A 12,853-nucleotide genomic window follows, 5' to 3' on the forward strand; every position below is an offset into this window, starting at 1 on the left:
ACTGGGGTTTTTCATGCATATTTCCCACAACATCATTCGCGTTACGCTCGGGCTTTTTGTCGGCGGACTGATCTCAGCTTTTTTAGGCTATTGGTTCGCCGAGGGCGCCCTGCGCGAGAAAGTCGCCGAAACCCGGATGCGGCAAGGCACCATCCGCGCCATGGCCCTCGCCGACCTCGTTCACGCCGAGCAGAGCCGCACTGAAAAGGACAAGCAAACGCCCGGCGCCCTTATTCAGTTCTGGCAACAACGCCATCAGGACATCGACGCCGTTCGCGTCATGCGCCTCTCCGGCGCGCGCCTCCTCGCTTCCAGCTTTAGCGACGACCTGGAAAACGGCACCCCGCCGCGGCGGTTGAAGCGCAGCGAAAAAGCAATCTACGACATGGGTCAATTGCTGCGCGCCAACGTCGACACCAATCGCGAGGAAGGCAACCCCCGCGAGCCCGAGGTCATGGGCGGTGAACTCGCCAACGGTCGCTTGCGGGTCGCTGTTCCTTGGTTTACCGCCAAAAGCCCGGACAAGGCCGCCGGTTTCGTCCAACTCGAAATTTCCCCGACCATCCAAACCAAGGATCCCGCCTTCCAGCCCGTCCTGGTTCTGGCCCTGGTGCCCGCCCTTTTGTTTTTCTTCGGAAGCTTGATCCTCGGTCGTGTAGTGAAGCTCGAACACCCCGAATCCGTGGTGTGGAGTTCCATGACCACCGCCGTACTGCTCCTCATCTTCGGCCTGCTCGGCTTTGGTAACTATTATTTAATAGACCTCGGGCAAGAAAACGTACGCTTCCAACAAGAACTGGCCGAACTCTACACCGCGACCCGTACTTCCGCCGAGGAAGGCGCCGCTGAATTCAACCTGGACTACCAAATTGGGTTTAGCAACGATTGGGACGTTAACGAATTCCGGCAGCCGTTGCGCTTCATCAGCTTTGACGGCGAACTGTACATCGGTGTCGGCACCGCCCAAGACTCCGTCGCCAACCGACTGGGCATGGCCTTTTTTGCCTGTTCGTTGTTGGCCGTCGCCCTGCTTGTGTTTTTCGGGTTGGGTGGGGCCGCGCGCTTGTGGCGCACCATCGTCGACTACCGCGAGGCCTACGTTTACACCCTGCCTGCCATGATCGGTATGTTGGTGCTGGTGTTTTTTCCCTTCAGCTACGGCATCGCGCTGAGTTTCACCGACCAAACGCTGTACAACACCGAAAAACCCTTGCTCGATATTTGGGCCGGTCTCAGCAACTACATTGAAATCATCGGCGACTTCAACCTCATTCAAACCACCGAAGCGGGTTGGTCGTTTAACTACGAAAACTTCTACTGGACCTTGTTCATTACCGTGGCCTGGACCGTCGTGAACGTCACCATCGGCGTGAGCGTCGGTCTCGTCCTTGCCCTGTTGCTGAACAACAAAAACCTCAAGTTCAAGGCCGTCTACCGCGGCCTCCTGATCCTGCCTTGGGCCGTTCCCAGCTACGTAACCGCCTTGATTTGGAAAGGCATGTTTAACCGGGAATTCGGACCGATCAACCACACACTGGGCATCTTAGGCTTGGAACCCATCGCTTGGTTCGATTCCGTGTTTACCTCCTTTCTCACCGGGATTACCGTCAACGGTTGGCTCAGTTTTCCGTTCATGATGGTCATCTGTTTGGGCGGTTTGCAATCGATCAGCGCCGACATGTACGAGGCCGCCCGCCTCGACGGTGCCAACCGCTGGCAACAGTTCCGCTACATTACCTTACCTTCGCTGAAACCCACCTTAATTCCCGCGATTATCCTGTCCGTCGTATGGACCTTCAACATGTTTAACGTCATTTACCTGGTGAGTGGTGGTCAGCCAGGCGGCTCCAACGAGATTTTAATTACCAAAGCCTACAAACTCGCCTTCCAAGACTATCGCTACGGTTATTCCGCCGCCTATTCAACCGTGATTTTCATGATCCTGCTGATTTATGGGGTCTTCCAGACCAAAGTAAGCCGAGCTATGGAGAGCAACTCATGAGCCAGAAGATCAAAGACGAAAGTTCCCCGGTGTTGATTCACATCGTGCTCATCGCGTTCACCTTGATGACCATTTACCCCTTGTTGTGGGTGTTCACCATCGCCTTCAGCGGCAAGCAATCCCTCGCGATTTCGCTGCTGCCCGAGGACCCCACCACCCTGGATCGGGTGCGTGCGGTTCTTCCCTTTCCCGAAACCGTCAGCTTGAAAAACTTCATTGACGTGGTTACGGAGCAGAACTTTCTGATTTGGATGGGCAACTCCGCCATTGTGGCTTTGTTGACCACCATCCTCGGCGTGTTTTTGAGTTGCACCGCCGCTTACGCTTTCTCTCGTTTCAAGTTTCCCGGTCAACGTGCCGGATTGATGTCTTTTCTTGTATCTCAAATGTTTCCAGGTACCTTGATGATGGTGCCGCTGTACATTATTGTGGTTCAGTGGCTCAACCTCGGCAATACCTACTGGGGTTTGATTTTGGTTTACGCGACCATTGCCATCCCATTCTGTGTCTGGATGCTCAAGGGGTACTTCGATACGATTCCCATCGAAATTGAGGAATCGGCCATTATGGACGGCGCCTCGCGCACCGTCATTTTTTTCCGAATCATCCTTCCGCTGGCTAAACCTGCAATCTCAGTTACCGCCCTGTTTTCATTCATGGCAGGGTGGAACGAATTCATCATCGCTTCGCTCCTGATGGAGGAAGAAAAAATGTACACCGCCCCCGTGGGGCTCAAGTTTTTCGTCGGTGAACACGCCACCCAATGGGGAAGTTTCGCCGCCGGATCAATCATTGTGTCGGTGCCGGTGGTGCTGCTGTTTATGTACACCCAAAAGTATTTGGTATCGGGACTCACGGCGGGCAGCGTCAAAGGGTAGTTCGTACCCGCGATTTTGTTTTTGCCGAACGGCGGTTGCGAACCGTCACCACAACCCGGCCCTTTTGCGACCCAACCGGCCGGGACGACCCAACGATAGGAGAATCAAGACTATGAAAAATCAATGGTTTGGTCTGTTGCTTGCAGGCCTATGCAGCCTGGCGACGGCCGGCGAAGTCACCTTTAAAGATCCTTCCGGCGACGACGACGGTCCCGGCGGTTATATCTATCCCACCGACGCCGTGTACCGTCCCGGTTCCTTTGACCTCACCGAATTGACCGTCAAAGCCAAGGGCAAAAAAGTCGATTTTGAAGTCAGCGTCGCCCAGAAATTGGACGATCCTTGGGGCATGGGCACCGGTTTCTCCGTGCAAATGGTGTTCATCTTCATCGACACCAAGGAAGGCGGCCACACCCAAGGCGTGCCCGGTACCAACGTGACTTTTGCAAAGGACAGCGCTTGGGATAAGGTGGTGATTCTTTCACCCCAATCCAAATCCCGCGTTACCTCCGAGGCCAAAGAGAAAGCCGCCGACATCATCGGCGACATTGTGGTGCCCACCCGCACCAACGGCAAAGGTAAGTCCATCAGCGGTTCCGTAAAGCTCAAGGACCTCGGCGAAGGCGATCCCACCACCTGGGGTTACCAAGTTGTGGTTCAGTCCAACGAAGGTTTCCCCGGCAAAACCGACCTCCTGACCCGCAAGGTCAACGAGTTTGAAGGTCAGCACCGTTTTGGCGGCGGCAACGACGGCGATTGTGATCCCCACGTGGCCGACATTCTCGCCGGCGCCGGCAAAGGTGAAGACAGCGAGAAGCAGGCGCAGTACGACATGCTCAAGTACGCGTGTGACGAGGAAGGCAACGGCAAACAGGCCGTTCTGACCATGGTGCGCGCGAAGTAATTCCCTCTTTTTTTTCGAACAGCAAGGAGTAGGTTCATGAATGGACGCCGGCTTTTTTATGTTTTTTTGATCGTCGTACTCGCGGCGCCGCTTTGCCATGCCCAAGACAACAAGGGTATTGAGTTTTTTGGCAACATTTACACCAAGTTTTTGGACGGCAACCGCCGTGTCAACGACGCGCTTTATAACAACGCCGAGTTCGGGAACGGCGACCAAGGTCAAGGTACCGAATTCGAGTTGATGTTTCGCTCCAAAGTCTCTCGTCAAATTGAAATTGGTGGCCGTCTTAAGGCCCGTTTCGACCGTAACTTTTGGACCAACGGCGGCGGTTTCGCCGACGATGAAAACGAACCCCGTGCCGCGCAGTACATGAAGTTTCGCGGCGCTTATGTTCGCGTCACGCCCGGCTACCGCTGGTTTGACTCAGCCGTCATTGGCTCCAACGACTGGGGCCAGTTCGACGCCTTCACCATTGGTAAAATCCGCTACATCGACCGCGACAACGTCAGCGGCATTCTGCTGCAGGGTTCCGAACCCGAGGAGAAAAAGTTCCGCTGGGACTTCGCCCGCGTGAGCTTGCCCAAGCTGTACGCCGGTCCCGGCTTTTCTACCGGCGACCTGCACCAGATGGACGCCGCTTATGCATTGCAACTCAACTACGATTCCGGCAGCAACTTCAACATCACCGGGATTGCCCAGTACATCCGTGATGAAGAAATCGACGTTCAGGACATCGACAACCGCGACGGCGTCGACCTGACCCAGCGCTACCGCAACGCCGTTTTGGGTGTGAAGTTTAACTGGTCGCCCAACGACACCGTCGACTTCGCCGGTGCCTACTATGCTTCCGACTTTGCCACCACCTTCGCCAACAACGACGACGGTTCCGTCAACTTCGTTCGCTTCACCCCCACGCTGATCGACGACGAAAGCGACACCGCGATGAAGTTGAACCTCGATCTCAACGATCTGTTCGACACCGTGACCATCAACATCGAATACTTCGACTTTGGTGCCGGTTACCAATCCGTCATGGCCGCCCGCCGCGAATCCGACGTCTTGCTGACCGAGGGTCACGACGGCGCCTGGGGTTGGAGCCGTCCCGACTACAACCTTGGTTCCAACGGACGCGGCAGTTCCCGCGCCGGCATCGGTTACGGTGGTTGGGACAGTCACGCCCACCAGGTTGTGTCCATCATGGCCGACAACGATTTCACCGACTTCGACGAGTCCATGGCTGAATCCGTGGTTGGCTGGAAGGGTTTCACCATTGTGCCCAAGTGGTCCATCGGTGAGTTGGAAATGGAAGCCGAATACACCTACGTCGACTACAACTCCAACTGGCAGAACTGCGGCGGCGAGCCTTGCTTGTACCCCACCATGGACGGTGTCCGTTCCTGGGGTGTCGGCGGCGACTGGCGCTCACCTTTCTCGCCATACCAGGAAAAAGAAACCACCATCATGTTGGTGAAAGGCAGCTACATCTTTGATGTCGGCGAAGGTTTGGAACTGAAGTTCAAGTACAAAACCATCGACGACGAGGACAAACGCGTCACCGACGCGCAATTCTTGGCTGACGCCTACCGCATCAGCACCGTGGACAGCGTTAACTACGACGACCGCGAGGCCGACTACACCACCATGTCCTTGAGCTTGGGCACCCAAGCCACCGAGGACCTCTACGTCGAGCTATGGCTCGAGCGTTACGAGGTTGACCTGTTCGACGGCACCCTCGACGTCACCCCCGCGTGGATGGAGTCCTGGGAACCCGAGTTCGGTTGGATCAACTACATGACCGGTGACCACGAGCGCGACAAAGTGGCTGTTGTCCTCAAGTACTTCTTGTCCGGTATGGAGTTCGGCCTTAACGCCCAGTGGATTGACGGCAACTACGATCCCCGTTTCTACCGCGGCGAAAACGGCCAAGTGGTTGAGTTCACACCCACGAGCCCGCAAATCGATGTGCCTCATGTGCATGTACCGATCTCAACCGCATCCGTTGATTTCGACCACTACCGCATGAAAGCCTTCATGAAGGTCCAATTCTAAGCTTTGTGTCTTGGAACCCCCCCCGGAAAACCCTCTTTGATCGACCCCCCTCGATTGGAGAGGGTTTTTCTCCAGGCGTGTTTTGTCTCACCTCTTTTTGACGGGTCTGGGGTAAACTGCCGCTAACAGATTACAGATTAGACAGTTCAGGTGGTTGCATGCTGCGTTTCGCTTTGTTTTTTTGCTTGTTGTCGGTTGCCGCCGGCGGATTGTTCGCCAAAGATGTGCTTTTTTCCGTGAACGATCCCCGCGGGGACGACTTCGGAAGCGGCGGGATTCTTTACCCCGCCAACGCCGATTTCGCCAAGGGCGATCTCGACCTGGTGCGTTTTGAGGCGCGTGCCGACCGCAAGGGCACCCTGTTTCGCGTCGTCTTTGCCAACAAAGTGCGTACCGTCGGCAACCGCACCTCGCGCGATTCGCCGGAACCGCTGAGCAACTTCCTGCGCCATGATTTCTTTAACCTCAACGTCGACATTTACATCGACACCGACGGCGTGCCCAACTCCGGCAGCGCGACCACGCTTCCCGGTCGCCGCATTCAATTGCATGACCATACCCGTTGGGAAAAAACCATTTGCCTGACCCCACGCCCGCCCGAGGCACGTTCCCTGCTCAAAGATTACCTGCTAAAAGCGCGCCGCAAACAAGAGCGTCGCCGTAGCGGCAACCTCAGTCGCGAGGCCGCGCGCGCCCTCAAAGGCGAGGTTGAGCAATTGCTCGACAACGAATTTTTCTTCCCTCGCCGCATCCGCGTGCGCGGCAATTCGATTGAGTTTCTGGTACCCAACCTCTTCCTGGGCGGCAAAGCCCAACCGGATTGGCGGTACCTCGTCGTTGTCAGCGGTGCCGATCCCGAGCAACGTTTGGACTGGAGTTTCATGGGTTACGACGGCATCGCCGGCGGTTTGATGATTATGCCCCTTGCCCGCGGTCGCGCCATTGAACAGTTCGGCCTGGAACTGGACGCCGACATCGAGCAGCCACCCATCGTGGACGTGCTTTACCCCACCGTCGATTTCCAAAAGCGCATGCTTTCGAGTTTCGATGTCAACGAAAAGCAGTTCGCCGCTTTGCCCGCCTTACCCCTGGTCCCTTGGAACCAAAGCCTGACCGCCGCTTATCTCGCAACGCCGGCAAGGGAAACCATCAGCTTGCATGTTAAAGAACGGGTCGCCGTGGCCAACCGCATGGCAGGTGAGGCGCCGACCCGCGAGACCCGTGAAAACCAAAGCCAACAAGCGGAACGCGGCGCCGGCAAACCCGTCATCACCCGTTCCGACGTCGTCAAACAAAATATTAAGCCACCGGCCCCGCAACCCATTAAGCCCGTGATTACCGGTGATAAAACGCCGCATACCCGTTCCGACCACGTTGTGAAGGACACCGAAAAACCCAAGACCCAGGTGGATCGCCTCTTGGACAGCCAATCGGGTGAAGAAGAAAAGCCGGCGCGTTCCGTGGCCGAACGCTTGCGCGAACTCAAGCAGTTGTTGGACGAGGGCCTGATTGACCAAGACGAATACAACAACTTACGCAAAAAGATCCTCGCCGATCTCTAAAAAATCAAAAGGGTGGGGGACCGGCCGGCTTAGGTCGGCCCGGCCCCTAACCATTTAGTTCATCGGAACATTGCGACCCACATTCATCACCAAGTGCAGGGATTCTTCCTTGGTTTCGGTGGTGTGCCACACGTCGCTGGGCACAAACAGCACCGAGCCGGGGGTTAAGTCAAAAATACGGCATTCCCCAATGTCGCGCCGCGCCTGTTCACCGTTTTCATGGGTGAGAATCAGGTCGTCCCCCTCCGCGGTCAAACCTTTGCCACGCGGCCAATCTTCCGGGGCCAGGTACCAGCGTTTGGTGCCGCGTACCTGAATGATAAAAATCTCGTGATCGTCCCAGTGCCAGCCCAAACCGCGGCCCGGAGGTGATGTGAAGGCATTGACCCGCGCGGTTCCCGGGGTGATCTTGAGGGCCGCATCCACGTCCTGGCACCAGGCGCGAATCGTCGGCTCCTGCAGTTGCTGCACATAAATCGTCGCCTGCGAAGCATTGAACGCACGGACCATTTCATCGTGGGGGACGTTGGTCTCCGGGTTACGCCCTTTTTCGTGGGTGTAGTGAATCCGGCATTTGGCGCGGCGGGGAATCGCGACCAAGCCTTCGATGCTTTGCAAGCCGGGCAGGGTCATCAGCTCTTGCATGGGTGGTTCGACCGCTTGGGAAAAGTGGGATTGATAAGGCCAGACGTCATTGAGAAAGGCGTCCAGCTCGGTTGGCGCCACCATGGCGCTAAAACGATTGACAGTAACTTGGGTTGACATGGAAAAACCTCCACCGGAAAGATGCGGCACCTTCGACGGGCTCTGCTGAAGCCTGGACCGGAAAGGTGCGGGAAGAAACCGCCGGTAAGCGGCAGGGAAGAGGCGTATAGGGCATAGAGATCACGTTTTAATACAGATGTTGCGGCTGAACTCACGGTCTCGGCCCGACCGGTAATGGCTCGGGCTGCAAACACCCGCCCGCGCGGTGGTTGGGTGCTTGACTGGGCATTGCTCGCTTTGATTCAGCTTAAGCGTTGGGACAAACGATCATGCGTCTCAATGGCCCAAGGGCCTCAAAACCATAAAGTGAAAATGGGTCACTTGTGCCTATTTGGGACCCGAATCTATGGTGTATTGCGACAATTCTGGCGTAGAGGACAGGGTTCCCGCAAGGTTTATTTCGTAAAAAAAACGAGGGCTTCGTTAATTTGCGGCAGCCGACCAGTCGCAAGGAGCGCTTAAGCAAGGAAACGAGGAATGAGAAGTGGGGGAGTGGGTGAACCGCCCATGGGGAGCAGGTTTCTATCCAAAATCAACCTATTCTAACCCGCACTGCTCACAAGGATTCGTCGCGAGAAGTTGAAAGCCTTGTGAGTACGAAGATTACAACCAAGCCACGGCGCAGGGATCCGACCATTCGGGGTCCGACCTATCGGCGAAGCAGCTGAGGCGAAGGCGGCTCGACCGAGTGACCGAAGTAATCGCATGGCTTTTGGCTTCGTAGCAGAATTCCTTGGGTGAAATGCGGGCTAAGAATTAGATCTGATTTAAACCAAAGAAGCAATGAAATAGGAGGGGGCGCTAAAGGTCTGGAGCGAAACGACCTGGGGAGAGCGGGCCGAGGTCGCGTACGACCGTACCCGTTGCGCGCGTTGAACATTTTTGCAAACTGTTGCAGCACAGAGATTTAACCAAAATCACCGTGAGTTGTCGCGCTTCTTAGGTTTAAGGGTGAGTTAATTGTTCGGTGATTTTGAGACACCGCCGTGGAAGAAAAACATTTTCAGGGATAAGGATATATCGACATACACTGCTGTTAAACCGCCACGGACCAAGGCTTCTTGGATAAGGTTGGCTCTCACTTTTCTTCAATTAAAGCCGACATAAAAGCCATATTGGATCCATAACATTACTGAAACACCGATAAATAGTGCTGTCTCATTTGTTACAAGATAAACTGACCTTCTTTTTCTCATCTCCCTGCTGAATCCCTTTGTGAGAATCATAGGTTGGCCTATTAAAAAAAAAGGCCACACAAAAAAGAGAGTTGCATCGGGCCTTCGAATTAACTCAAAAGGCCATGTTAGCAATACGATGCCAAAAATTGGAACAATTCTTTGCAAGTCAATCTCAAAAAAGAACCTTTTCATCTCCGTCTGCCTTTTGGGGTTTTAAGTTGTAATACCAGTGTACAATGTCTTCTGCGTTTCGTTCAAAAAACAAAAGAACCCGGAATGCTAATTGCGATGAAGGAAATTCGACCCTATTATCTTGACCAAAGAGGAGGAGGGCAGTCTGATGCATGTGTCTGGCTTGGAGGGTTTTCTGGAAGACACCTACTTGATTCGTGATTGGGTAGTGATTTTCGGCGAAAAGACAACTCGATTAACTTTTGCGTGCATATGTAGCGCACATCGGTGAGGAGCTTCCCCGCCAATGTCTTTAAAATCGGCTGATCTCCGGCAAGCAGGGAATGTCAGAGGGGAGAATTCGGCGACGAGCCCGTTTGGGCGGCTTGCTCAGTTTCTATGACCGCGTTTCAGGTTAAGAGCACGGTGGATTCGGGATGAAATCCAAGGCCGAGTTGCGCCGAAATAAAGCGTTTATATCAAAAGCCTTCTTTTCATCCAGGTTTTTGGCCATCTTTCCGCAAAGGGAAGCTCGGCTACTGTTGCGCGACTTGGATTTTTGGGTGATTGAGCAACCTGTTTATTTTTGGACACTACACGTTTATTCCCATTGTGCAGTGACGTTGTTTTCATCCACACAGATTGAAAGCACTATTTGGCTATTGTTTTTTTGATTTATAGTTATGGTTTCTGTGTTTTTTGCATTGTTTGCAATCCATTGAATGTTGATCTCCTTCGGAGGTGTGAATATAGCATCAGCGTAAATTCTGCGTTGTCCCGGATTCAAGGCTACTGAGTTTCCTGGTAGATGGATTTTGTCGACCTTGGTGATTAGTATACTTTCTTTTGTGTTGTTGATGAAACGGATTGCTAAAGGTTCTTGATTGCAGCTAATTATCAAAGGGGTTATCAAAAAGACGGAGATAAATGAGATTATTTTTGTTTTAAGGTTCTCAATTATAATGCTTTCCTTTTGGTGTCTGTTGAGGTAGATTCTTTTGTGAACGTAATCATATAGCATTTGTGATCTGGATTTACTATTGACATAGTGAGTGATGTCAATGTCCTGGCTGAACGTTTTGTGGTTGGTCCTGTTTCTTGGGGAAGGTGGAAACGCGGCAAAAGGCCGTGCTTGATTTTCTTTTTTGTCTGATTCAGGTTCAGCGGGAAACGATTCATTCATTAAATAAAGGTAGGGATAAACGTTTGACCGATCAGCAGCGGCGCCGGCTTGCGATCCTGGCAAGGGCCGTTCCTAATGATTTTTTGCAAAGCATCGCGGCGCTGAGTTACAGCCCGGACACGTTTTTGCGTTGGTATCGAAGGTTGGTGCATCAAAAATATACGCCCGAACCGCGTCGGGGGCAAGGACGGCCGGCAAATTCTCCTGAGACGGTTGCCTTGGTGCGGCGTTTGGCCGAAGACAACCCAAGTTGGGGTTACCGACGGATTGTCGGGGCGCTGAAGCATCTCGGGGTAACGCTTTCAAAAAATACCGTGGCTCGGATTTTGGAAGATGCGGGTTTGCCTCCGGCCCCGAAACGCACGCGCTCATGGCGTTGTTTCTTGGAGCAGCAGTGGTCGAGCATGGTCGCCGCCGATTTCTTTACGGTGGAACTGACACGTGGTTGGGGGATTCAGCGGGTGCATGTTTTGGTCATGATGCACTTGGCAACGCGAAGAATCCACATTGCCGGCATTGTGAACGAGCCGACGCAGGCATGGATGGTTCAAATCGCACGCAACGAAACGGACGAGGAACATGGCTTCTTGAAAGAGGGATCGTTTTTGATTCATGATCGAGCGGCGGTTTTTGGCGAAACGTTTAAGGCCACCTTGGCGGCAACTGGTGTGACCACGGTCAAATTGCCGGCCCGTTCGCCCAACCTGAACGCACATGTGGAGCGTGTGATTCGAAGCATTCGTGAAGAATGTTTGGACCGATTTGTGATTTTCTCGAAAGGACAACTTGAATACCTTTTGCGTGAATATGTGGCGCATTACCATGAGGAGCGTCCCCATCAAAGCCTTGGAAACCAGCTGATCTCCGGCAAGCAGGGGAAGTCAGCGGGAAGAATCCGGCGACGAACCCGTTTGGGCGGCTTGCTCAGTTTCTATGATCGCGTTTCTGGTTAGGAAAAGGGTGGATTCGGAGCGAAATCCAAGGCCAAAGTACGCCCAAATGAAGCCTTTGCATCAAAAAAATACCTCTCTCGGGCAAAGTTTTTGGCGAATATCCAGAAAACGGAAGGTCGGTTCTTGTTGCACTGCTTGAGTTTCGAGGGAATTGGGCGACGTGTTTATTTTTGGGACACTACGGGTTCTTGTTGCGCGACCGGGAATTCAGGGTGATTGGGCGGCCTGTATATTTTTGGGACACTACGACTTTTTTGATGGTTTGTGATTGAATTTTTTCAGGTTATTTTTGTAGTAACTTAAAGGGGTTGAGAAATATTTACGGCGATGCAGGATGAGGCAAGCTAATATCCATGTGCAATTCAGAATAATGTTAATTCCTTTGTATGTTCCGGCGGTTTTAAATCCTGTCGAATAAGCTATCTCAAAGAAGTAGTAGGCAAGGCCTAGCTCCAGAAAACTCCCCGTGATGATCAGTTTGGAACCATTCTTTATCTGCATTGCTAAAATAGCAATGACTATTATCTTTGCCGGATGGAAGATGTAGATGAGAGGATCATGAAAGAATAGATAGATGAACTGGTTTTTATATGTCGTATACTGCTCTACTAAGTAATAGTCAATGATTAAGGTTGGTGTCATTAGAGAGATGTAGAATCCAATAGTTCCCAGCGGCTTATCTTTGTTTTTGTTCAATTGGGCCGACCTCCAGAATTTCATAGCGCTGCATGTTGTGAATGACTATTCTCACTTTCTGCCTCCAAATTGACTCCATAGCAAATGGTCAATGCCGTTAAGTTAAGAGAGAAAATTACAGATTAACCTGTTTGTAACTAAGTATTTATGGTAAAATTGCGGCATGAGACATGCTCTGGCGGGCTTGATTGATAAGCCCACCGAAATTTATTCTCAAATGAGGTTTTTATGACAGGAGGAGAGGTTAATTAATCGCTGATTTAAAACCAGAAAAGGTCAAAAAGTCGTCTCGCGTGAAATCTTCTCTTATAGACGAAGTCGTTCAACGTTGCTTTGCTCGAGCAAACCAAGGAAGTTATTTTTTCCCAGGACTTTAAGGAAAAGTACCGGCTTTCCCCCACGGCTTTCACGCGCTGCCGTAAACTCAGCTTCCCGATTTTGGTCCTTTTTCTTGCCAACTTCTTAAAAGGCTCTCTCCAAGACGAGCTCGACCAGTTTTTCCAAGCTTTTTT

The 12,853-nt window shown here is 52.8% G+C and carries 9 protein-coding genes; 6 read left to right on the forward strand and 3 right to left on the reverse strand.

Annotation, left to right across the window (positions count from 1 at the left end):
- Window positions 1-13: 13 nt before the first annotated feature.
- From J3U88_RS10695 to J3U88_RS10715, 5 genes are all read left to right on the forward strand, one after another.
- The gene (locus J3U88_RS10695; protein WP_207858743.1) at window positions 14-2,002 is read left to right on the forward strand and encodes a carbohydrate ABC transporter permease; all 1,989 of its coding nucleotides are present in this window, start codon (window positions 14-16) and stop codon (window positions 2,000-2,002) included.
- On the forward strand, window positions 1,999-2,880 hold the full coding sequence (locus J3U88_RS10700; protein WP_207858744.1) for a sugar ABC transporter permease: 882 nt from the start codon (window positions 1,999-2,001) through the stop codon (window positions 2,878-2,880). The genes J3U88_RS10695 and J3U88_RS10700 overlap by 4 nt, the downstream gene beginning before the upstream one ends.
- 112 nt (window positions 2,881-2,992) lie before the next feature.
- Complete coding sequence (locus J3U88_RS10705; protein WP_207858745.1) at window positions 2,993-3,784, forward strand: glucodextranase DOMON-like domain-containing protein; 792 nt, start codon at window positions 2,993-2,995, stop codon at window positions 3,782-3,784.
- A 36-nt stretch (window positions 3,785-3,820) separates the two neighbouring features.
- A complete protein-coding gene (locus J3U88_RS10710) occupies window positions 3,821-5,833 on the forward strand; it encodes a hypothetical protein (protein ID WP_207858746.1) in 2,013 nt (670 codons plus the stop codon).
- Between the two features lie 158 nt (window positions 5,834-5,991).
- On the forward strand, window positions 5,992-7,395 hold the full coding sequence (locus J3U88_RS10715; RefSeq protein ID WP_207858753.1) for a glucodextranase DOMON-like domain-containing protein: 1,404 nt from the start codon (window positions 5,992-5,994) through the stop codon (window positions 7,393-7,395).
- 54 nt (window positions 7,396-7,449) lie between these two features.
- On the opposite strand, the gene J3U88_RS10720 is transcribed toward J3U88_RS10715, so the two are convergent.
- Together J3U88_RS10720 and J3U88_RS10725 are read right to left on the reverse strand one after the other, a co-directional pair.
- Window positions 7,450-8,160 carry a JmjC domain-containing protein gene (locus J3U88_RS10720; protein WP_207858747.1) on the reverse strand — a complete coding sequence of 237 codons (711 nt, stop codon included), beginning with the start codon at window positions 8,158-8,160 and terminating at the stop codon, window positions 7,450-7,452.
- Window positions 8,161-10,110: 1,950 nt separating this feature from the next.
- Complete coding sequence (locus J3U88_RS10725; RefSeq protein ID WP_207858748.1) at window positions 10,111-10,755, reverse strand: hypothetical protein; 645 nt, start codon at window positions 10,753-10,755, stop codon at window positions 10,111-10,113.
- Between J3U88_RS10725 and J3U88_RS10730 the strand changes: the two genes are divergently transcribed.
- Window positions 10,638-11,645 carry an integrase core domain-containing protein gene (locus J3U88_RS10730; RefSeq protein WP_341535176.1) on the forward strand — a complete coding sequence of 336 codons (1,008 nt, stop codon included), beginning with the start codon at window positions 10,638-10,640 and terminating at the stop codon, window positions 11,643-11,645. The genes J3U88_RS10725 and J3U88_RS10730 overlap by 118 nt on opposite strands.
- 243 nt (window positions 11,646-11,888) lie before the next feature.
- Here the strand turns inward: J3U88_RS10730 and J3U88_RS10735 are convergent, their stop codons facing one another.
- A complete protein-coding gene (locus J3U88_RS10735) occupies window positions 11,889-12,341 on the reverse strand; it encodes a hypothetical protein (RefSeq protein ID WP_207858750.1) in 453 nt (150 codons plus the stop codon).
- Between the last annotated feature and the right edge of the window lie 512 nt (window positions 12,342-12,853).

Source organism: Acanthopleuribacter pedis (genome assembly GCF_017377855.1).
GTDB lineage: Bacteria > Acidobacteriota > Holophagae > Acanthopleuribacterales > Acanthopleuribacteraceae > Acanthopleuribacter > Acanthopleuribacter pedis.

Coding starts and splice junctions, on each gene's coding strand:
- J3U88_RS10695 (WP_207858743.1), top strand. CDS start 14: ATGCATATTTCCCACAACATCATTCGCGTTACGCTCGGGCTTTTTGTC.
- J3U88_RS10700 (WP_207858744.1), top strand. CDS start 1,999: ATGAGCCAGAAGATCAAAGACGAAAGTTCCCCGGTGTTGATTCACATC.
- J3U88_RS10705 (WP_207858745.1), top strand. CDS start 2,993: ATGAAAAATCAATGGTTTGGTCTGTTGCTTGCAGGCCTATGCAGCCTG.
- J3U88_RS10710 (WP_207858746.1), top strand. CDS start 3,821: ATGAATGGACGCCGGCTTTTTTATGTTTTTTTGATCGTCGTACTCGCG.
- J3U88_RS10715 (WP_207858753.1), top strand. CDS start 5,992: ATGCTGCGTTTCGCTTTGTTTTTTTGCTTGTTGTCGGTTGCCGCCGGC.
- J3U88_RS10720 (WP_207858747.1), bottom strand. CDS start 8,160: ATGTCAACCCAAGTTACTGTCAATCGTTTTAGCGCCATGGTGGCGCCA.